This is a genomic window from Kitasatospora sp. NPDC057500 (assembly GCF_042802195.1).
Taxonomy (GTDB): domain Bacteria; phylum Actinomycetota; class Actinomycetes; order Streptomycetales; family Streptomycetaceae; genus Kitasatospora.
Window position 1 is genome coordinate 6,109 of the sequence record NZ_JBHVER010000019.1, and the last position, 23,535, is coordinate 29,643.

Annotated in this window: 3 protein-coding genes; all 3 read right to left on the minus strand. The window is 74.7% G+C overall.

Annotated features, from left to right (window positions below):
* Positions 1-9: 9 nt before the first annotated feature.
* Genes ACFU74_RS06730 through ACFU74_RS06740 form a run of 3 tightly spaced genes read right to left on the minus strand, consistent with a single transcriptional unit; the run spans position 10 to position 23,519 of the window.
* A complete protein-coding gene (locus ACFU74_RS06730) occupies positions 10-22,710 on the minus strand; it encodes an EndoU domain-containing protein (protein ID WP_380752833.1) in 22,701 nt (7,566 codons plus the stop codon).
* 58 nt (positions 22,711-22,768) lie between these two features.
* A complete protein-coding gene (locus ACFU74_RS06735; RefSeq protein WP_380752836.1) occupies positions 22,769-23,083 on the minus strand; it encodes a hypothetical protein in 315 nt (104 codons plus the stop codon).
* On the minus strand, positions 23,076-23,519 hold the full coding sequence (locus ACFU74_RS06740) for a YbaB/EbfC family nucleoid-associated protein (protein WP_380752839.1): 444 nt from the start codon (positions 23,517-23,519) through the stop codon (positions 23,076-23,078). The genes ACFU74_RS06735 and ACFU74_RS06740 overlap by 8 nt, the downstream gene beginning before the upstream one ends.
* Between the last annotated feature and the right edge of the window lie 16 nt (positions 23,520-23,535).

Sequence of the window (23,535 nt, forward strand, 5' to 3'; positions counted from 1 at the left end):
CCGCAGGGTTCACGCACCCTCCCCGCCGTCGCCGCCCAACTGCGTCAGGGTGGCGAAGATGCTGTCCTCCAGGCTGCCCGCGGTCTCCAGGGGCGGGTGCTGCGGCGGTCCGCCGCCCTCCTGCGGCGGCAGCGGCGGCAGCGGCCGCGAGGTGTTCGCCGGGGACGCCGGGTTCCCGAGAGGCGTGTTCGTCAGGGGGAGGTTCGCGCCCTGGGCGTAGAACGGGGGCGCCTGAACCTCCACCCACGAGTCCTCCGACCGCTCGCTCCGGGAGTCCGTCAGGTCCGAGTCGACCGACACGTTGTCCGACTCGTCCCCCAGCCGCTCGCCCGGGTGCTGGTAGAACTCCTCCTCGCCCTCGTAGAGCCGGGCCGTCCGCCAGGACGTGGCCGAGATGTCGCGCCCGTGCGGCAGGTCCGGGAAGTCCTCCTCCTCGCCCTCGTACAGCCGGGCCGTCCGCCAGGACGTACCCGAGGCGTCGCGCCCGTGCGGCGGATCCGTCAGGACCGGTTCGTCCCCCTGCGACTCGCCCTGGTGCCCGTCGCCCCGGTCCCGGTCCCGGTCCCGGTCCCCCGAAGCCTCGGGCACGTTGGGCTGGTCCTCCGAGGAGTCGTTGCGCAGCGAGGAGCGGGAGGACAGCGAGTCGTCCGACACCTCGTCGGCCCGGCGGCCCGAGGGCACCGGCGGCAACTGCTCCAGGTGCTCGGACTGCTCGCGGCGCGGGGGCGGGGCCGGGGCCGGGGCGATCACTTCGACGTTCGGGACGTCCGTCACATGGTTCTCCGGCCGGCCCTGGGTCAGGTCCTCGTTCACGGTCAGGTCGTGATTCACCTCGCGGTTCAGGTCCTGGTTCTGGTCCTGGGCCACCTCCTGGTTCAGGTCCTGGTTCAGGTCCTGGGCCACCTCCTGGTTCAGGTCCTGGGCCACCCCGCCGTTCACCGGCTCGCGCCGCACGGTCGTGGTCGGCTCCTCCGCGTCCGGCGGCCTCGTGCCGATCCGGAAGGAGTGGACGGCACCCCGACCGGCCTGCGGCCCGGTGGTCGGGCCGGCCACGACGACCACGTCCACCCCGTACGCGAGCTCCCGGGCCAGCCCGCGCAGCCGCTGCTCCAGCGCGCGGGCCTCCCGCGGGGCCCGGCCCGTCGGCACGTCCAGGGTGACCTCGACCAGCTGCGGTCGGCCGGCCCCCGGGAGCGCGTCCGCCTGGAGGACGGTCGTCCGGAACTCGCGGAGCAGCGCGGACATCGACGTCGCGTCGCCCGCGACGACCCGCAGCCTGACGTCCGGGACGGTCGGCCGGTGCAGGCTCAGGTCCGGCTGCCGCTCCGTCGGCGGCTGCGGCGGCTGCGGCGGCTCGCCCTCTCCTTCCCGCTGCTGGACACCCTGCTGACCTTGCCGCCGCCGCAGCCGCTCCTCCTCCGACTGCCGCTGGGTCAGGACCTCCCAGTGGGCGTTCAGGTCCCCTGCCGCCAGGGCGTCGTCCGCGCCGGCCAGTTCGACCAGGTCCTGGAGGCGGCGCCGCTCCACGGGCGGCACCGACTGGCGCCCCGCCGCCTCGCGCAGGCGCTCGAAGGGCGGGCCGGCCGCCCCGGCCTCGGCGAGGTCGATCATCCGGTCCAGGCCCCGCAGCCAGCGCTCGCCCCGCTCGCCGGAGGCGGTGAGCGATTCGGGGAGCAGCTTGCGGGCGACGTGGCCGACCCGCAGGAGCCGTGCCTGGTGCTCCGCCTCGCCGATGTCCAGCGCCAGCGCCCGCGCCACCGAGGGCAGCGCGTCCTTCGGCGCGCCGTGCAGGCGGAGTTCGCCGTTCTGCGTCTGCTCGTTGAAGCGCAGGAAGGCGTTGTGCGGCACCTCGGTCCTGGTGGTGTCGCTCACGGGGATGTCGATCTCGACCGCCATGAGCTCCTTGCGGGGCAGGGTCTGCCCGTCCTTGTGGTAGACCACCTCCACCTCGACGAAGCCCCGGTAGCGCGCGGTCGTGGTGGCGATCTTGGCGTTGTTGACGATCTGGCCGCCCTCGACCGTCTCGATGTCGGTGCGGTGCTCGTAGGCGTTGTCGACGTAGAGGCCGCCGCGGAGGGTGGCGACACCCACTCCGAACATGTCGGGGCTGACGGCGCCCGCGGTGATCCGGTTGGCCACGCGGACCGCGCGCTGGGCCCGGATGCCGTCGGTGACGGAGGTCGTGTTGGTCGGGTTGGACTCCGTCCGGCTGTCGGTCTTGATGAACTCCAGTTCCTTGACCTTCATCCGCACCTCCACCCGGACGTCGCCGGCCAGGTCGGTCCGGCCCACCACGAGGGTGGAGTTGCCCGGGCCGTCCTTGAGGGTCGGCTCGTCGGGGCGCGGGCGCGGGGGCACGGCGCCGCCCTCCGGGGTGTCCGAGCCGTCCGAGCCGTCCGGGGTGTGCGGGGTGACCAGCCGGCTGGCGAGCGCCACCGGGTCGATCATCCCCTCCACCATGGCCCGGACCCGGTCCCAGTTGCCCGTTCCCAGGAACGCCTCGGCACCCTCCGTCAGCTGCTGCCGCGCGTGCGGGGTCATCCCGACCGCGCGCACCACATCGGTGTCGACCAGCCCGTGCGTCCACACCCGGGCGGGCGGCACCTGGGCGCCGGGGGCGGCGGTGTCCTCGACGACCGGCAGGTCGTCGGTCAGTGCCCGGCGCAGGTCCGCCCCGCGCGGCGCGGTCGAGGCGTCGAAGACCTTCTCCGGGTTGTCCGACGGGTTGCCCGGCACGTTCTCCCGCGTCTCCGCGACGTCGATGACCACGTCCATGCCCAGCTCGCGCCGGAAGTAGGCCCGCTTGGTGACCATGACGAGCCGGCCCTCGGTGGTGACCAGGTCCCTCCACTCGACCGAGAAGTGCAGGTTCGCCTCGCCGGTGAAGACGTTGCCGACCGGCTTCACCTTGGTGGTGTTGCCGGATCCGGTGCGGTTGGACCAGGTCTCGCGGGTGCTGCTGCCGGAGGACACGGCCAGCGTGTCGCCCCCGTAGAACAGGCCGGTCGAGACCGCCACACCGGCGCGCACCTGGTGGCTGGAGCCGGTGCCGCCGCCGGTCGCCCCGTCGGCCGCCGAGTGGCCGTGCTCGACCTGGGTCCCGGTGTTGAACTCGGTGGTCGTGGTGTTCCCGGTGTGGGCCAGCCGCTTGACGGACGCACCGATCCTGATGGTCGCGCCCCCGTCGGAGACCACCAGTTCCCGGCCCGACATCATGGTCTTCAGCTGGTCGTGCAGGTTGTCCGGGCTCAGCGCGTCGTACAGCTTGTGGCGCAGGCCGGACCTGCCCAGGCCGTGCAGCCACTTGTCCAGGTTCCGCCCGCCGAACTCCCCCGGGTCGCTGCTCCCGCGCAGGACGGCCTTGCCGAAGTCGGCCGCCGCCTGCCCGGCGTCGCGGGTACCGGGCACGAACACGTTGGTGACCACGTCGGAGGAGCCGAGCACGTGGTCCTGCCAGACGCGGTCCGGGACGGTGCGCAGGGTGTCCGCGGTCGGCGCGTCGTACTGCGGGGTGACGACCTCCGCCTCCATCGTGATCCGGCCGAGCTTCGTCGTGCTGGGGATCAGCCCGCCCGTCCAGCCCTGGATCTCCACCCGGTAGTCGACCACGGCGTCGGACACCACCGCCGTGGAGACGTTCTTCGCCCGGTTGACGGCGGTGCCGGAGCTCTGCAGGTTGCCGCCGGTGGAGGACTCGTGGCGGTAGGAGTAGTCGCCGGTCAGGGTCACGCCGGGAGCGCCCCCCTGTTCCTTCCGCACCCGGCCGGTCAGGCCGAGCAGGCCGGTGACCCGGTCCCGGATGTCCCGCATGACGCCGTGGCCGGTCCGGTTCTGGGTCCCGACCTCGAACTCGGCGCCGTTGATCGTGTACTTGACGACGGGTTCCGACCGCAGCGCGGCCCGGACGACCACCTCGGCCGACCAGCCCGGGCCCGCGACCGGCACCTTGAGCACCCCGCCCCGGGTGAGCTGGGACAGCTTGGCCTGCATCGCGGTCGCCCCCAGCTCCGCCCGGAGGGTCTGCTCCAGCGAGTCGGAGATCCCCCCGCGCCACTGGAAGCGGTCCTCCAGCGCCCGGCGGACGTCCCGGAACAGCCGGTCGCCACCCGGCGTGCCCTCCTCGTTCTTGAAGGACACCACGGAGGCGGCCCCGAGCTCGTTGCGCGGCAGGGGGGTCAGGGCCTCCGTCGCCGCCCTGGTGTGGGCCTTCACGCTGTACTCGGTGCTGATGTCCGCGGTGACGGGCGGCGTGTCGTGCAGGCCGCCCTCCAGGACCACCGTCAGCCTCATCGTCCCGCGGTGGACGTCCTGTTCCTCCCGCAGCTTGCTGTTCACGTAGAGCTTGTCGTTGGTGTCGGACCGGACGCCGCCGCGGACCCTGATCTCCTGGCTGAGCTGCACCTGGCCGGCGGGCATCTCCCTGACCGGGGCGTAGCCGACGGCTCCCTGCTTGATGTCGAACTTGCTGGTGTACCGCTGCTCCGTGGTGAACGAGCCGGACTCGTTCTGCCGGCTGAGGTCGGCGGCCTTGCTCCGCCGGACCAGCTGCGTGTCGACCAGTTCGGCCTTGACGGTCACCTTGACGCCGCGATCCGCCAGTGCGGCGAGCGCGCCGGTCAGCTTGTCCCGGTCGAAGGCGGTCAGCTGGAACTCGTCCCCGCGGCTCATCGCGCTGAGCTTGGAGGCCAGCGAGGGCTGGGTGACGACCTGCATCACCTCGGTGCGGATCTGCGGCCAGAGGCTCCCGTAGCGCCGCTTCCCGGCCTCCTCCAGCCCTTGCCGCACCTGGTCGAGCGGGCCGATGTCGCGGATGACGGCGGACTCCGGCAGGCGTTGGCGCCCGGGCACGGGGGGCGCCGTCACCTCGTTCACCAGCAGGTCCGACTGCGGCATCAGCGTCCGGAAGCCGAGCGGCACCTGGACCGGGTCGCCGAGTCGCTCGTCGCCCTTGTGGACCACGACCTCCAGGTAGCCGTCCCCGTCGAGGACCGCGCCGTTCTCCTTGGTCTTGGTGGTGACCGCGGTCTCCAGCGTGCGGCCCGTCACCACGACCTTGTCCTTGCCCCACCGCTTCCCGAAGCTGGTGGCGACGTTCAGGTCGTCGGTGCCGAGCCGGCCGCCGCCCTGGAGCTGGAGGAAGCCGGTCACCACCTTCCGCCGGAGCCTGGTCGCGGCCGAGCCGGCGCCGGTGTTGAACTCGGTGTCCTTGGTGGTCGCCACCAGGCGCATGCCGAGGCTGGCGGCCTTCACCTCGGCCCAGACGTCGCTGCCGGGCACCCGGACGATCACCGACTCGCCGTTCGTCAGGCCCTTGAAGTCGTGCTGGAGGCGCCGGAAGCCGAACTCGGCCACCAGCCGGTCCGACAGGGCGCTGCCGTGGAACCCCAGCGCCTCCTCGGCCCGGGCGATCCGCTCGGCGGCCGCCCTGTCCCGGTCGGTGCGCTCGCGGAGCGCGGCGGCGTCGAGGGCGGCGTCCTCCTCGGGGGTCCGCTCGCGGACGGTCCGCTCGTGGACCTCCTTCTCGTCGAGGACGCTCCGGCGCAGGGCCTCGACCACGCCCACCATCGCCTGCCGGTGCGTCGGCAGGTCGTCGGTCCGCAGCGGTCCCAGGTTCCCCAGCTCCGTGGACCCGCCGGCGACCTGGTGCGCCGCGGAGCGCACCTGCGGAGCGCCCTTGACGTGGACGTCCAGCATGATGTTCGAGGAGTGCAGCCGCTGCTGGGCCAGCAGCGCCGGGTCGAGCTCGCCCAGCAGGTTCGCCCGGATGTCGGAGTCGGCGGGGGGCCGGGTCTCGCGCTGCGGTATGCCGACCTCCAGCGGCGTCGTCAGGAGCCGTGCGTCGTCCGGGTCCAGCCGGGGCGGCCGTGCCTCGGTCTCCCGCCTGCCCTTGGGCTGGTAGCCCACGTCGACCAGCAGCTTCCCGCGGAAGACCTCGGTGACCTCGGTGGTCTTGGCGCGCGAGAAGAACTTCGAAGTGGTCGTCAGCTCGTCGGAGCGCGCCCGGTCGCGGTTCACGCCGAAGGCGTCCAGCGCCGCCCGCATGACCTTGAAGAAGTCGCCCCGGCCCTGGACGCCCACGCCGGCCGAGAGGCTGGTGCCCTTGGTCTCACCGAGCGTCACCGCCCGGTCGCCGCCGCCCTCGTACTCGAACTTCGCCTTCTGGGTGTGGTGCACCAGACCCGTCACCTCGCCGCGCAGGGTGACGGTCCCCTGGTGGGCGTCGGTCCCGACCGGGATGTGCAGGACGTCGCCGCGCGACAGCGCCGACACCAGGGACCGCAGGCTGGTGCCGCTGAAGACGCTCTCGGCGAGCGCCCGGGCGAAGGACGTCCGGTTCGGCGTGTCGGCGGGGAGGGCCTCCTCGATCTTCTCGCCGAGCCTCCTGACCAGCACGGTGTCCGGCTCGCCGAGGCTGGTCACCATGTGCGCGCCGGAGAGCACCCCGCGGTCGAGCACGGACTTCGGCGGCTGCGGGCCCGGGTTGACGACGACATCCGCGTTGACGTTGACGTTGACGTTGACGTTGACGTTGACGTTGACGTTGACGTTGGCATTGACGTTGACGATGGTGTCGGCGTTGGTGTGGACCGGCTCCGGGACGATCGTGAGGTTCTCGTTCCCGCCCGAGCGGCCGGCGTCCTCGTCCTCGTCCACGTCCCGCGCGACGCGCTTGCCCTGGCGCTTCTCCTCCGCGCGGCGCCGCTCCTCCTCCAGCTGGGCGTGCGTCTTCAGCGGCTCGTCCTCGGAATCCTCCGAGTCCTCGTCCCCGTCCCGCCGACGGGTGACGGCCTCCTCCTCGTCGACCGGGGACTTCGGCTCCTCCTCGGCCGTCTCCCGCAGGAGGCGCTCCTGCTCCTGGCGGCGCTCGGCGGCGGCGACGGTCGAGTAGCCCTCGCGCTCGTCGTGGTCGAGGCGGACCCGGCGGCCGTTCACGGGGCCGAACTCCGCCACCTCCGCATGGCCGTTGCGGACCTCCACCAGGCTGACCCGCAGGTCCAGCGCGGCGGCCGTGAGCACGGCGAAGGCGTCCCGCACGGCGCGCGGATCGTGCACGCCGTCCCAGCCCTTCTCCCGCCAGGCCGCGAGGGCCCGGTGCAGGTCCTCCACGAAGACCGGCCAGTCCGCCGGCTCGTTCCCCATCCGGCGGGCCCAGGCGGTGTACAGCTCGTGCGCCTCCCGCCCCAGTTCCGGGTTCCTCCGGAACCGCGTCTCGACCAGCTCGCGCAGCGCCCGCTCCGCGGCGGCCGGGTCGGCGGCCTGCCGCCCGGCCTCCTCGTCGCCGAACAGCCGCCGCAGCAGCCCCGGGTCGTTCTCGGCGAGCGCGCGCAGCATCGGTGCACCGGGCGGCTCGTCGTCCGGCCGGACGGCGTTGCGGGCGGCGGGGGCGTCGTCGGCGGCCGGGGTGGCGTGCTGCAGGGAGGTGTGGGACGGTCCGGCGGGCGGCGCGAGCGGCGGTACGTGGAGCTGCGGGAGCTCCCGCTGGTCGCCGATACCCCGGTAGGCGGTGATCCGGCCGTCCACCACCTCGATCTCCAGGTGGACGCCGTGGAACTCGTCGTAGATCACGGCGGTGTCCCGCGGGCCGACCCCGTTCCGGTCGACGAGCCGGGTCACGGCCCAGCGCGCGTCGCGGTCGGTCCATTCGCGGGGCAGGCTCTGGTCGGCGGGCAGCCCGCGCGGGTCCAGGTCCAGCGCCGCCCGGGTGAAGCGGAAGTCCATGGCCTCGACGGCCCGCTGGGTCTGTCGGTCCGTGCCGGCGGTGACGGCGGGTGCCTGCTCGCCGGGCCGCAGCGGGCCCGGTTCACGCAGGTCGGCGGGGATGCGCGGGGCGCCCTCGGCGGCGTGCAGGTCGGCGAGCACGTCCACCCGGGTGGGGGCGGACTCCTCCAGGCGGGAGGCCGTCTCGTTGAACACGTCCAGGTCGTCGTGGTGGGCGAGCGGGCCGAGGAGGAGCCGCAGGCTCTCCGCGGTGTCGACCACCAGCAGGTCGGCGGGCTCCGGCAGGGAGTCCCGGTCGACGATCACCCGGGCGTAGGGGTCCGGGTGGTCCTCGTGGAAGTCGAGGCGGACGGTGACCAGCGCCTCCGGCAGCCCGTCGGCGTCCGCGGTCTCCCGCACCCGCTCCCGGACGTAGGCGTCCACCCTGCGCTGGAGTTCGCCGGTGGCGGCGTGCCGTTCGGCGGTGGTCAGGTGGCCGTCGACGGTCACGTTGACGGGGAGGGTGATCTCCAGGCCCAGCTGCCCGGAGTCGAACAGCACCCGGGAGACGGTCAGCGTGCGGCCGTCCAGGTCGAGTTCGGTGCCCCGGAGGGTGCGCCGCACCCGGTGGTCGTCCCAGGCCCGCAGGGGCGGCGCGGGCTGGTCCGCGGCCGGGCGGTGGGCCAGGTGGGCGCCCTCGCGGGAGAGCCCCTCGATCCGGACGCCGTCGGCCTCGCCCGCCCAGTAGTAGGTCCGGCCGTCCTCCAGGTAGACCCGCCGCTCGTGCGGGACGCCGTCGTGCGCCTCGTCGACGCGGGTCAGCAGGTCCGCGGAGGACCAGTCCCGCGGGTACATGGTGCGCAGGCCGTCGTCGTCGTCCCGGACCCGCCAGCGGGTCGGGAAGTCGGCGAGCGGGGAGGTCGGTGCGACGGTCGGGTCGAGGAAGGCCACCCGGGCCCGGTAGGTGCCGTTGTGGGCGGTGGCCCCGGTCTCGACGATCCGGGCGCCGTGCGCCCGCAGCGCGTTCTCCCGCTCGGACGGCGGCAGGGCCAGTTCGTGGTGCAGGCCGGTGAGGTGCCGGCGGTCGCCGTAGCGGGCGATGTCCTCGGCGCGCTGGCCGAACGTCCCGAAGCCCCGGGCGGGGTTGTCGGGGGTGGGGCGGTGCGGGGCGTTCAGCGGCGGGTCCACGTCCGGCTGCCGGTCGGCGGGGCGGAACGACAGGAACCGGTCGCCCCGCACCTCGCCCTCGATCCGGACCCCGGCGTACTCGCCGGTCCACCGGTACCGGCTGCCGCCCAGCGCGACCACGTCCCCGGTGCGCAGCGCGTGGAGGTAGGCCTGTTCGGCCGCGTAGACCGCGTCCTCCCCGGTCCAGTTGCGCGGGAACATCCTGCGGTGGCCGTTGCCGGCCGGCAGCAGGTCGTCGGCGGCGGCCGACACGCCGTCCAGCCGGCGGGGCCGGGGCAGGGTGGCGCCGGGCTCGGCGGAGAAGTCGGCGACCACGACGCCGTTGCGCTCCACCCGGACCGCCCGCTCGGGGGCCGTGCGGTCGGAGCCGGCCGGCGGCAGCAGGTGGCCGCCCGGGTTGCGGGTGTCGCCCTCCAGCGAGGACCGCAGGGCGTCCAGGCCGAACCTCGCCCGGCGCGGCAGGTCGTGGAGGGGCGGCCCGGCCGGGGTGGCGCCGAGGGCGTGCTCGATCGCGTCGCCGATCTCGCGCAGGTTCTGCGGGGCGAGCGTGAACCGGAAGTCGGTGCCGTCCGGGACGATCCCGGCGTCCTGGTCGAAGCGGACCCGGTCGTTGCCGGCGTGGGTGCCGCTCATCAGTCCGCCGTACGGGTACACGGGCCGGGGGCGGATCTCGCCCACGACGACCGTGACGTCGCCGTCCTCGTCCGTGGCGGTCTCCCGGACGCGCCGTTCCCGGTACTCGTCGGGCAGGCCGAGCAGGTGGCCGAACTCGTGGGCCAGCACGGTCCGGTCGGTGTCCAGGCCCCAGAGGCCGGAGTGCTCGCGGATCCGCTCCCCCGGTGCGGGGGTCCGGACCTCGACCTCGTGGTGCGCCCGGCCGGGGTCGTCGACGAACTCGACGCGCACCACCAGCACATCGCCGTCGGGCAGGCGGTGCCCGGTGTTGTAGTACTCGTCCACGCCCTGCCGGGTGCGTTCGCGCAGGTCGCGCAGCGCCGGGCCGTGGTCCCGGCCGGCCGGCAGCCCCGAGGTGTCGAGGTGGATCCGCACCACGACCTCGACCGCCGGGGTGCCGTCCACCAGGACGGCGCGGCCGGCCTGGAATCCGCGCAGGCGGGTGGCGGTGCTGCTGTGCCGTGCCGGGTCGGCGGGCGCCTCGACCTCCACCGTCCGCAGGACCCGGGCGATCGCCAGGTTCGGCGCGGGCGCCTCGTAGGCCGGCCGCACCGGGCCGGGCGCGCCGTCCGGGTCCGTGTCGGGGAGCGATTCCATGTCGACGGAGCGGGCGTCGGACCCGTCGTCGAACCGGGTGTCCGGGCCGTCGTACACCGACTGCATGTCGTCGTCGACGGGGTCGGTGCGGTGCTCCATCTCCTCGTCCTCGGAGTCCCGGTACAGGTCCATGGCCTCGTCCGCGGAGCCCTGGTCGCGGCCCGGGGTGACGGGCCGGGTGTTCCCGTCGTAGCCGGGGGTCCGCGGCCAGGAGCCGCCGTCGGAACCGGGCGTGGTCGGCCAGGTGCCCTCGTCGCCGCCGGGCGTCGTCGGCCGGGTGCTCCCGTCGTAGCCGGGAGTCCGGGGCGGGGAGCCGTCGTCGGAACCCGGTGGGTCGGGTGCGAACAGCCGCTCGGTCGGGGTCGGGACGACCGGTCGGCCGGTGCCCCGCTCGGGCGGGCGGAAGGTCAGCTGCGGCGGCGGGGTGTGCCCGTCGGCGAGGGAGAAGTCGACGATCCGCTTCTGCTCGTCGCGCAGCACCGTGATCTCGACCTCGGCGAACCGCACCCGCACCCGGACGTTGTCCCCGACCCGCTCCGGGTCCCCGGTCGGCCGACCGTTGGCGGCCGCGAAGAGCCGCTCCTCGGCCGTCCACTCCCGGGGAAGGCCGCGGCCGGCGTCGGCGCGCAGGTCCGGGCTGACCTGGCCGGCCGGGACCGGGTTGAGGGACATCGCGGAGATGGTGGCGGGGCGCCGGCCGGCGCCGGGGCCCGTCGGCTCGGTGAGCGGGGCGGACCGCGGCGCGTCCGGCGGCAGTACGGTGCCGGGCTGCTCGTCCGCCGGACGGTGGATCAGGTGCCGGCCGTCGCGGGTGATGCCCTCGATCCGGATTCCGTCGTCGCTGATGCCGGTCCAGTGGACGGCGCCGTTCACCCGGCGGTCGTCGGCCCGGTTGCGGTTGTGGTGGGCCTCCTCGACCGCCCCCAGGACGTGGTCGGCCCGCCAGTCCCGCGGGTAGAACATGTGGGACTGGTCGTCGGCCCGCACGTGCCAGCGCGACGGGAAGGCCTCCATCGGGGCCCGTGGGGAGACCACCGGGTCGAGGTACCAGACCTGGGCGCGGTAGGTCCCGTTGGGATGGGCGGCGAAGGGCGTGCCGATCCGGATGCCCTGGCGCTGACCGGCCTGGTCGACCCGGGAGGCGTTGCCGTCACCCGCCCAGGACCGCTCCGGCGGCTGGTGGTGGACTCCGGTGAGGGTCTGCCGGTTGCCGTAGCGCACCAGGTCCCCGACCCGCTGGCCGAAGGTGCTGGGGAACGGGTGCCACGGCAGGTGCGAGGCCGCGCCCAGCCCGCTCTGGTCGTCGGCGGGGCGGAAGGAGACGATCTCCGGGGAATCGACCAGGCGCCCGCCGGACCGGCGCCGGGCCAGGACGTCGACCTGGCCCTCGATCCGCACCCCGCCGTACTCGCCGGTCCAGCTCCAGGAGTTCCGGCCGAGCGGGGTGAAGGCCTCGGGGCCCCGGCGCAGCGCGTGCTGGTACGCCTGCTCCGCCGCGTAGACCGCGTCGTCGGCGGACCAGTGCTCCGGGAACATGGTGCGCCCGCGGGCCCGGACGGCCGCCGACGTGTCGAGGTCGCCCGCCTCCGAGCGGTGGCCGGCGTGCACGCCGTCGGCCGGGCCGCCGAAGACCCGGAAGGTGCCGTTGCGGTTCTCCGACCCCGGGATCCGGGCCGGCTGCGGCCGGTCGGAGCCGGGCGGCGGGAACAGGTGGCCGCCGCCGTCGCGGGCACCGCTGGACAGCTGCCGGCCGGTGCCGTTGAGGTCACCGTTGAGCGCGAGGCGCCGGGCGTCCCCGTTCACCCGGGGGCGCGGCGGGTGGATGCCGTCGCCGGCGGGGCCGCGGTCGGCGCCGAAGGCGCGGTCGATGACGGAGCCCAGCTGCCACAGGTTGCGCGCGCGCAGCACGGGCCGGGCGTCGAGGACGCCCGGGACGGAGGCCCGGTAGTTGGTGTCGACCTCGGTGCGGCCGTAGCGGTCGCGGATGTGGGAGGTCATCAGCCCGCCGTCGAGGTGGACCTGGCGGCGGCGGTCGAGGCGGGACGTGCTCTCGCGGTACTCGTCCGGGAGCCCGAGGTGGTGGCCCATCTCGTGGACGAGGACGACGGTCTCGGTCCGCAGGTCCCAGTGCTCGTGGCTCACCCTGATCGGGCCCGGGTGGACGGTCACGGTGCGGTGCGCGCCGGCGGGGTCGTGCACGAACTCCGCCCGTACCCGCAGCCGGTCGCCGCTGGGCAGCCGCTGGTCGCCGTTGTAGGTCTCCGCCAGGCCCGCGCGGGCCCGGTTGACCAGGTCGTTGAGCTGGCGCACCGCGTGCGGGTCGGACAGGTTCAGCCGGCTGGTGTCGAGGTGCAGCCGGAGGGTCACCACGGCCTCGGTGTCCCCGTCGGCGTGCCGGATCCGGGTGACCGAGAACCGCTGGAACTCGCGGGACTCCAGGGCGTAGTCGAAGGCGTCGGTCGGCGGGCGGACCTCGTGGGTGCCGAGCACGTCGTGCGGCTCGGGCCCGCGCCGGGTCAGCTGGTGCGGCATCCGCTGGTCCGGCTGGCCCCAGAAGTCGGAGATGCGGCCGTTCTCCATCCGCACCGTCAGCCGCACCCCGGCGAAGGTGCCGTGGCGCAGCTCGGGCGCGGTGGTGCCGCCGGGCGGCACCGGTCCGGCCGGGGCGCGGTGCGGCGAGGCCGCGACCACGCTCGCGGCGTAGCGGGCCTCGTCGGCGGTCCACTCGCGCGGCAGGTTGCGGCCCTCGGTGGGGTGGTCCCACACGGAGGCCGCGAAGAACCGCCGCCGGCCGTCGAGCATCCCCTCGCCGGACACGGTGCGCGGCGCGGCCGGCGCCTGCGGCTGCTGCTCGGAGGCGAGCACCTCCGCCAGCCGGTCGGTGCCCGCGGCCTCGTGCAGCCGGGGCAGCGCCTGCTCGACGGTCGGGTCCTGCCCGGGGAGGAGCCGGACCTCGGCGGCGTCGGCGTCCCGGGTGAACTCCAGCCGGAGCTCCAGGCGGGTGGCGCCGCCTGCCCGGTGGCCTTCCAGGTACTCCTCGGCGGACGCCCGCAGCGCGGCCTCCGCCCGCCGCAGGTCGGGCCCGGTGGTGTCCTCGCCGCCCACCAGGCGGACCCGGGCGGTGACCCGCAGGACCTCGGAGCCGTCGAACATGAGGTCGCGGCGGAGCCGCACCGGCCCGAGGCCGTCCGGCTCCACCTCCTCGCCGCGGCGGGCCGTCGTCGTGGCGGGGCCGTGGTAGTCCGGGTTGTCGTAGCCCTGGTACGGGGCCGGGCGGTGGTAGTAGAGGGTGCCGTCGGGCCCGAACCGGCCCTCGATCCACAGGCCTTCGGACTCGCCGAGCACCACCCGGGAGCCGTCGTCCTCGTGCCGGGTGAGGACGGGGTGGTCGAGCGCGGCGGTGACGTGCGCGGCGAGTTCGGCCTCGCCCCAGTGCTCCGGGTAGTACACCGTGCCGGGGTCGAGCGCGGAGCGGTGCCAGCGGGTGGGGAACTGCGCGGCCGGGGCGCCCTGGCCGACCGCCGGGTCCAGGTGCACGGCCGCGATCCGGACCGCGCCGCCGGGCAGGGGGGTCCGCACCTCGTCGCCGACCGGGGCGGGCGGGCGGCGCGGGGTGCCCGCCACCGTCCCGTCGAGGTCGGCGGACTGCCAGGCGGAGGGGCCGGGGCGGCGCGGGCCCGGTTCGGAGGTGGTGTGGTGCGGCGCGTCGGGGTCCGGGACGAACGGCGGGACGTGCAGCTGCGGCAGGTCCCGCTGGTCGCCGACGCCGGTGACCCGGACGATCTGGGCGTCCTCCACGTGCACCTCGACCGTGACGCCGCCGATGGTGCCGCGGACGGTGTCGGTCACGGTCGCGCCGTGCCGGCTCTCGTGGTCCTCCAGGACCCGCAGCGCGGCCCAGCGGCTGTCGAGGGCGTTCCACTCGTGGGGCAGGCTGCGGTCCGCGGGCAGGTCGCGCGGGTCGGCGGCCGCGGCCTCCTGGCTGAACCGCACGTCCAGGCCGGCCAGCCGCCGAACGGTCTGCCGGTCCCAGCCCGGGACCACGGCGGGTGGCTGCTCCCCCGGCCGCAGCGGGCCGGGCTCGCGCAGGTCGGTGGGGACGCGCGGGCCCCCGTGCACGGCGATCAGGTCCTGGACCGGGGTGGCCAGGGGGCTCAGCTGCTCGGCCCGCCCGGCGAGCACGTGGTGCCCGTTCTCGACGGCCAGCGGGCCGAGCAGGGACTCGACGTCCGACAGGCCGTCGGGGCGCAGGAGCATCGAGGAGAAGACGTCGCCGTGCGGGGGGTCGAAGTCCAGCCGGACGGTGACCAGCTGCGGCGGCACCCCGTCGGGCCCGGCGGCCTCCCGCATCCGCTGCTGCACGAACTCGTCCACCCGGCGCTGCATCTCGGCCCGGGCGAGCCCGGGCAGGTGGGCCGGCACCTGGCCCTGGACGACCGTGCGCACGGGCACGGTGATCCGCAGGCCCTCCTGCCCGGAGTCGAACAGCACCCGGGCGACGGACAGCGGCTGGACGCCCAGCCAGACCCGGGTGTCCGGGGAGGTGCCCGCCACCCGCCCCGGCTGCCACTCGGCCATGGGCTGGATCTCGGACGGGCGGTGGGCCAGGTGCAGGCCGTCGCGGGAGAGCCCCTCGATGCGGACGCCGTAGGCCTCGGCCGCCCAGTGGTACGTCCGGCCGTCCGCCCGGTACACCCGCCGCTCGGCCGGGACACTGTCGTGCGCCTGGTCGACGGCGTGCAGCAGGTCCTGGGCCGTCCAGGTCCGCGGGTACATGGTGCGCCCGGTCCCGGTGCTGCGGAACCGCCAGCGGGTCGGGAAGTCGGCGAGCGGGGAGGTCGGCGCGACGGTCGGGTCGAGGAAGGCCGCCCGGGCCCGGTACGTCCCGTTGTGGATCGGCGCGCTGGTCTCCACGATCCTGGCGCCGTGCGCCCGCAGTGCGCTCGACGCGCTCGCCGGGTCCAGGTCCAGTTCGTGGTGCAGGCCGGTGAGGTGCTGGCGGTCGCCGTAGCGGGCGATGTCCTCGGCGCGCTGGCCGAACGCCCCGAACGGGCCGTCCAGATCGGGGCGGTGGGGGGCGTTCAGCGGCGGGTCGACGTCCGGCTGACGGTCCGACGGACGGAACGACAGGAACTCCCCGGCGCGCACCTCGCCCTCGATCCGCACTCCGGCGTACTCACCGGTCCACCGGTAGCGGCTGCCGCCCAGCGGGACCACGCCGTCGGTGCCCAGCGCGTGCAGGTACGCCTGCTCGGCCGCGTACGCCGCGTCCTCGCTGGTCCAGTTGCGCGGGAACATCCGCCGCTGCCCGGACCCGGGGAGCAGCAGGTCGTCGGCCGCCGCGGAGACGCCGTCCAGCCGCCGGGGCCGCGGCAGGGTGGCGGCGGACTCCGACGAGAAGTCCGCGACCAGGACGCCGTTGCGCTCGACCCGCAGCACCCGCCCCGGCGCCGTGCGGTCGGATCCCGCCGGCGGCAGCAGATGGCCGCCGGGGTTGCGGGTGTCGCCGAACGTCGAGGTCTGCAGGGCCTCCCGGCCGAACGCCGCCCGGTGCGGCAGGCCGTGGGCCGGCGGCGCGGCCGGCGCGGTGCCGAGGGCGTCCTCGATCGCCCGGCCCAGCTCCCGCAGGTTCCGCGGCGCGAGCGTGTGGTGCAGGACGGTGTCGTCCGACATGAGCGCCGTGTCCTGGTCGAACCGGACCCGCCCCCGGTGCCGGGAGCCGCTGCCCATCAGGCTGCCGTCCGCGCTCACCGGCCGGGGGTGGATCGCGTCCTCGACGACGACGGTATTGCCGTGCGCGTCCACGGCCGTGGTCCGGACACGCCGTTCCCGGTACTCGTCGGGCAGGCCCAGCAGGTGGCCGAACTCGTGGGCCAGGGTCCGCTCGGTCGAGTTGAGGCCCCACTCGTCGTGCGCCTCCCGGACGACCCCGCCGAAGACCTCGATCCGGTGGTGCGCCCGGCCGGGGTCGTCGACGAACTCGACCCGCACCACCAGGGCCTCGCCGTTCGGCAGCCGGTGGCCGGTGTTGTAGTGGCGGTCGATGCCCTGCCGGGCGCGCTCCTGGAGGTTCCGGACGGCGAGGTCGCGGTCCGGGACGCCGGCCACCGGGGAGGTGTCGAGGTACAGCCGGACCAGGACCTCGGCCGCGGGACTGCCGTCCGCCAGGACACCGCGGGTGGCCTGGAAGCGGCGCAGCAGCGTGGAGTCGCTGGTGTGGCGCGCCGGGTTGGCGGGCGCCTCGACCTCGACCGGGTCGCGGAGCGCGGCGAACCGCAGGTCCGGCACGGGCGCCTCGTGGGCCGGGCGCGGCCGGCGCGGCAGGGGCTCGTCGAGGTCCATGTGCCCGTCGGCCCGGTCCCCGTCGCCGAAGCTGCCGTCCCAGTCCATCGGCTCGTCGTCGGAGATGAGGTCCAGCGTGTCCGCGTAGGACGCCTCGGACATGTCGCCGTCGGACTCCCCGTCGCCGTTCCAGTCCTCGTCGCCGTCCCGGTCCTCGTCGCCGTCCCGGTCCTCGTCGCCGTCCTCGTCCTCGCTGCGCCGCGAGGAGGTGTCGGAGCCGTCCTCCTCCGGGTGGAACGGCGCCCTCCGCGGCTGCTCCGCCCCCTCGGGGGCCTTCGGCCCGCGGGTGCCGCGCTCGGGCACCCGGACGTCGAGCTGGGCGGGCGGGGTGTGGCCGTCCGTGAGCGAGAAGTCGGTGACCTTGCCGTCCGCGTCCCGCAGGACCGTGATCTCGACGCCGGCGAAGACCACCTTGCCGCTCGTGCCGCCGCCGTCGAGCACCGTGTCGTCGCCGGCCTTCCGGCCGTGGTGCACGGCGTAGCGCTGCTCCTGCGCCGTCCACTCCCGGGGCAGGCCGCGGCCGGCGTCGGCGCTCAGGTGCGGGCTGAAGACGCCGTCGGGAACCGTGCCCTCCGGCATGCCGGAGACGACGGCCGGGCGCCTGCCGGTGCCTGGCAGCCCCGGCTCGGTGAGCGGCGCGGAGCGCGGGGCGTCGGCCCTGCGCACCACGCCGGGCTGTTCGTCCGCCGGCCGGTGGACCAGGTGCCGGCCGTCGCGGGTGATGCCCTCGATCCGGACGCCTTCGCCGATGCCGGTCCAGTGGACGGCACCGTTCACGACCCGCTGGCCGGCCTTGTCCCGGGCCGCGTAGGCCACGTTGACGGCGTCGAGGACCCGCGCGGGCCGCCAGTGCTCCGGGTAGAACATGTTGAGCGGGTAGTCCGCGCGCTTGAACCAGCGCGAGTCGAACCTCGCCATCGGGGCGGCCGGGTTCACGGCCGGGTCGAGGTACCAGACGGTGGCGCGGTACGTCCCGTTGGGGTTGGGCGGTCCCGGGTTGCCGATCCTGATGCCCGTGCGCTGTCCGGCCAGCCGCGCCTCGGGGGCGTCCGTCCCCTTGGTCCCGGCCAGGTTCGGCGGCTGGTGGTGGACGCCGGTGAGGGTCTGCCGGTCGCCGTAGCGCACCAGGTCCGCGGCCCGCTGGTCGAAGGTGTCGGGGTGCGGGTGCCACGGCAGGTGCGGGGCGGGGCCGAGCCCGCCCTGGTCGTCGGACGGCCGGAAGGCGACGATCTCCGCCACCTGGACCGGGCCGCGGTGGCCCTGCTCGGTGCGGACCTGGATGCGGCCGTCGATGCGCACCCCGCCGTACTCGCCGGTCCACGTCCAGGAGCCCGGGCCGGACTCCGTGAACGCCCCGTCGCCCCGGCGGCGGGCGTGCTGGTAGGCCTGCTCCGCCGCGTAGGTCGCGTCGTCGGCGGACCAGTGCTCGGGGAACATGGTGCGTCCTCGGGCCCGGACCGCCCCCGACACGTCCAGCTCGCCCGCCAGCCGGTGCCCTGCGGCGCCCACGCCGTCGGCCGGGCCGCCGAGGACCCGGAAGGTGCCGTTGCGGTTCTCCGACCCCGGGATCCTGGTCGGCCGCGGATCGTCCGAGCCGGGCGGCGGGTACAGGTGGCCGCCACCGTCGCGCCCGCCGCCCGGCAGCCGCAGGCTGTCGCGGTGCAGGTCGCCGTGGAGCGCGAGGCGCCGGGCGTCCGGGTTCATCCGGGGCCGCGGCGGGTGGGTGCTCTCCGGACCGGGCCCCCGGTCGGCGCCGAAGACCTGGTCGATCACGCCGCCCAGCTGCCGCAGGTTGCGCGCCCGCAGCACCGGCCGCGGGTCGGCGGTGACCGGGCCGCCGGGCAGGTTGTCCATGTCGACGACGGGCCGGCCGAACTTGTCGCGGACGTAGGAGGTCAGCAGTCCGCCGTCGAGGTGGACCGGGCGGAACCTGGCGCCGTCGGAGCGCTCGCGGTACTCGTCCGCCAGCCCCAGCATGTGGCCGAGCTCGTGGGCGGCGACGACGCCCGTCGTGTCCAGGTTCCAGGTGCGGTGGTCCTCCCGCGCCTTCTTCGGGAGGACCTCCACGGTGTGGTGCGCCCTGCCCGGCTCCGCGACGAACTCGATCCGCACCCGCAGCCGGTCGCCGCTGGGCAGCCGCTGGCCGATGTCGTAGACGTCCGAGACCCCGGTGCGGGCCCGCTTGACCAGCTCCTTGAGGCGCTTCGAGGTGTCCTGGTCCGTCAGGTCCAGCGCCTTGGTGTCCAGGTGCACCCGGACGGTCACCAGCGACTCGGTGTCGCCGTCGGCGTGCCTGATCCGGCTCACCAGGAAGCGCTGGAGCACCCGCTCGTCCATGGTCCGTTCGAGGGCGTCCTTGGGCGGGCGGACCCGGTGGGTCCCCAGCACCTGGGGCTGCTCCGCCGCGGGCCTGGTCAGCTGGTCCGGCATCCGCTGGTCCGGCCGGCTCCAGAAGTCGGTGATGAGCCCGTCCTCCACCCGCACCGTCAGCTTCACCCCGGCGAAGGTGCCGTGGCGCAGCTCGGGAGCGGTGGTGCCGCCGGGCGGCACCGGTCCGGCCGGGACGCGGTCGGCCGAGGCCGCGACCACGCTCGCGGCGTAGCGGGCCTCGTCGGCGGTCCACTCGCGCGGCAGGTGGCGGCCCCGGGTCGGGTCGTCCCACACCGACGGCGCGAACTGCGCCTGCCGGCCGGCGAGCATCCGCGCGGCGCCGGAGACGGTCTCGGCGGGCGGGGGCGCCTGCTGCCTCAGCGCGGCGAGGGCCTCGGCCGGTCCGTCGGCGGCGGCCCGCTCGTGCAGCCGCGGCACGGCGTGCTGGAGGGCCGGGTCCTGGCCGGGGGCGATCCGGACCTCGGCGGCGTCGCCGTCCTGGGTGAACTCCAGCCGGAGCCGCGCGCGCGGGCCGCCCTCCCCGAGCCCGGCCGTGAACTCCTCGGCGGCCCGCTCCAGCCTCGCCCGGGCGCGCAGCAGCTGCTGCTGCGTCAGGTCCTCGCCGCCCACCAGCTTGACCCGGGCGGTGACTTCGAGGGTCTCCGCCCCGTCGTGCATGAGGTCGCGGCGGACCCGGACCGGTCCGAGGCCGGGCGGCCGGACCTCCTCGCCGCGGGCGGCCGTCAGCGTCCCGGGGGCGTCGTAGCGGGGGTTCTGGAGCGACTGGTACGGGGCCGGGCGGTGGCCCAGGAGGCTGCCGTCCGGCAGGTACATGCCCTCGATCCACACGCCGCCCGAGCGGCCCAGCCGGTACTGGATGCCGTTCGCCTCGCGGTGGAGGAAGGGGTCGGCGAGCGCGGTGGTGACGTGGTGCCGCAGCTGGGTCGCGGTCCAGGCCTTCGGGTAGTAGACGGCGCCGGGGTCCAACGCGGAGCGGCTCCACCGCGAGGGGAACGCCGAGGCCGGCGCGCCCGGTGCGACGGCGGCGTCCAGCTGCGTCCGGTGGACGCGGACCGTGCCGTTGGGCAGCACCTCCTGCCACTGGCCGCTCCCGGGGGCCGGGGGTCGGCGCGGGGTGCCCCTGAGGGTGCCGTCCGGTTCGGCGGGGTGCCACGGGTTGTCCGGGACCGGCCGGACCGGCGGCGCGACGGTGCCGGTGGCGGGCGGCGGCACGGGGGCCTCGGCGTCCGGCTGCGGCTGCGGCTGCGGCTGCGGCTGCGGCTGCGGCTGCGGCTGCGGCTGCGGCTGCGGCTGCGGCTGCGGCTGCGGCTGCGGAGCGTTCGGGTGGGAGTCGGTGCGGTCGACGGGCGCGGGGGCGCTCTCGTCGCCGCCGAACGTCCGGGGGCCCACCGGGAGGTCGTCGGCCCCGGTCCGGGGCGGGGCCGGCGCCTCGGTGTGGTCGGTCGCGCGGTTCGGGGCGGTGTCCTGGCCGAGGAGCGTCGAGGCCAGGCTCGCGGTCTGCCGCGGGGCCGGGGGCGCCGGCTCCTGCACCGGGTGGCGGCCGGTGTCGTCGGTGCCGGCCGGCAGGTCCTGGGCGGTGCGGTCGACGGTGTGGCCGGTGGAGGAGGTGGGGACCCGCGCGGAGGAGGCGGCGGTGGCGGTGGCCTCCGTGGTGGCGGTGGTGCCGTCCGTCGTGGCGGCCCGCCTGTGGGGGGCGGTCAGCCCGTCGCCCGAGGACTCGGTCGACACGGGCGGCACCGCGCCCGTACGGCCCGGGGTGCTCCGCTTCGGCGCCTCCGAGGCCTTCTGCTCGGGGGCCTTCTGCTCGGGGGCCTTCTGCTCCGAGGCCCTCTGGTCGGGCGCCTTCTGTTCGGCGGGCCGCTGTTCCTGCGCCCGGTGCTCGGACTCCTGCGCCGGCGCCTCGTCCGACTCGACCTTCACCGGTGCCCCGGCGGACTCCTCGTGCACCACCGTCGGCAGGTCCTCGGCGGCGCCGACGGTCCGGGTGGGCGTCTCGGTCGGGGACGGCTGGTTGCGGCGCTCCTCCGCCAGGAAGTCGACGTAGGGCAGCAGTTGCTGCATCCACTCGGCGACCTCGTGGTCGGCCTGCGGAGTCTTGATGTCGACGCCCGAGACGTGCGACAGGCCCTTCGCGACGTCCTCCAGCGATTCGATGCGGTGGGTCCGGGCGAACTCGAAGGCCTCCGGGTGGCCCATCCTCGGCACCGGGAAGGGCACGATCTTGCCGGACGCCATACTGGCCAGCGCGGCGAAGGTGATCGGGTGGTAGAGCGGGAAGTGCTTGGACGCCCCCTCCGCGACCGCCTCGAACTGGGTCCGCTGCACCCAGTCGGCGTAGCGGTGCATCAGCGGCGCCGCGCCGAGGTGCATGGCGTGGCCCATCATCGCGGTCATCATGCCGCCGACGAAGCTGCCCGCGGTGACGGTGAACTCGTGGTTCTCACCGAAGATGAGGTTGTAGAAGCCCTCGCTGAGCACGTTCTGGGCGCCCGACTGGATGTAGTTGCCGAGCCCCAGGCCGAGCTGGAACATCTTGTTGCCCTGCGTCAGGCCGTCGGCGAGGTCGGGCAGGTGCCTGCCCAGGGCGCTGATCTGGTGGGCGGTCAGGCCCTTCCCGGCGTCCTGCTTGAGGACGTTGTCCAGCGCCTCGGCGAGACCCTCGCTGGCCGCTCCCCTGAGCTCGACGGTCTGCCGGGCCTTGCCCACCCACTTCTCGGCGAACTTCTCGCCCAGCTCCCGGCCGAGCGCCCCGGCCTCCTTCTTCCCGAGCTGCTCGCCCAGGTGCTTGACGAAGGTCTTCTCCATCTCCGAGACGAAGGTGTCACCGAGCGAGCCCTTGGTGGTCCTGCCGAAACCCGCCTGCAACTGCTCGGTGGAGGCCTCCATCAGGCTGCCGAGGTCCCGGGCGAAAGCCCTGGCCTGCGACTTCTTCAGGGCCTCGTCGGCGAGGCCCTTGGAGGTCTCCTTGCCGACCACGCCGAGCGAGCCCTTCTCGCCGGACTTGGCGGCCGCCTCGGCGGCGGTCTTCAGCGTCCCCTTGAGGCTCTTCAGCTCGCCGTTGAGCAGGTAGTCGCTGAGCTGGTCCGCGAGCAGCCGCCCGCCGCTCTTGCCGAGCAGGCGGCCCAGCAGCTTGCCCAGGCCCAGGCCGAACAGTTCGAGCGGGCCGCCGAGCACACCGCCGATGACGCCGAACAGCACCGCCTGCTTGGTGTACTCCTTGTCGATCTCCTTGCGATTGCCCTGGCCGATCTGGAGGTTCTGGATGATGCCGTCCATCAGCAGACCGCCCACGATGCCCGAGAAGGTGTGCATCGCGATGGTCTTGAGCAGGTACTTCATCAGGGCCGTGAGCGCGACCTTGGTGAGCAGCTTCTTGAGCACCAGCCCGGACAGGCTGGCGCCGAAGCTGAACGGCGCCCAGAAGATCGCCAGCGCGATCTCGACCAGCAGCTGCACCAGTTGGGCGATGGCCATCCACTTGGTGTACTCGACCGTGTTGGCGACGTTCCCTGCGCAGTCCGCCAGCGCCTTGGCGGTCTTGCCGGCGGCCGTGACGTAGTCGTCCCCGCCGGTCCGGCCGATGAACGAGTTCATCTGGTAGGCGAAGGAGGTCGCGGCCTGGCCCTTGAACTGCCGGGAGCAGGAGACCGCCACCTTCTCGATCAGCGCCCGCAGCTCGGGCATCTCCTTGGCCAGCTGCTCGTAGGCGTCCCGGACCTCGCGCAGGTCGCCCTCACGGATCTCCGGCCAGGGCATGCCGGTGATGATCGTGAAGAACCGTGCGGTCGATTCGTTGACCTCGATCGAGGAGTGGGCCACGGGGACTGCCTGCCGTTTCCGGTCGGTGCGCGGGGTCGGGCCGTCGGCTTCTGCGGGGTCAGAAGCCGTTGGCGAGGTCGCGGGCGTGGTCGCCCGCCTTGTCGAGGGTGTCGGCGAGGAGCTCTCCGTTCTCGCCGACCGAGGAGAGCGTGGAGCCGATCCTGACGATCAGCTCGTAGAGGTTCTTGGTGCCGTCGTCGACCTGGCCGTGGTACTGCTTGCCGATCTCGTCGTTGCCGCCCACCCGCAGGTTGATCTCGTTGATGTGGGTCGCCTCGGTCTTGAGCTGGGTGACGAAGTCCTTCAGCTCGAAGAACTCGGCGAAGCTCTTCTTGAGCACCGCCGTCTTGGCGGTGGTCCCCGGGTCAGCCACGGAACTCCTCCTGCCGGCCCGCCTTCGCCTTCTTCCTCTCCTCGTCCTCGTAGCCCGGGGCCATCGCCCAGAGCGGTTCGAGGATCTCGTCCAGCTCGCTGCCGCCGGTCATCGAGAGCCGCAGCGTCTCGCCGATCCCGTCGAACTGCGAGATCCGCTCGGCGACCTGCCTGCCGACGTCGGCCCGGGCCTCGTTGAGGACGTCGGTGAGGGCCTTGGCGAGCTCGGCGGGCGCCATCTCCCGGTAGGCGTTGGTGTGGAAGGTCATCGAGACGACCTGGCCCTGTGAGCCGACCTTGACGGTGACCATCCGGTCCTTGGAGGTGACCGAGCCGGTGAGCTCGTTCATCTCCTGCTGCATGGCCTCGGCCCTGGCCAGCTCGGTCTGCATGTCCGCCATCGCCTGGGCGATCTGGTCCGCGAACGGGTTGCTCATGTGTTCGTCCTCTCCT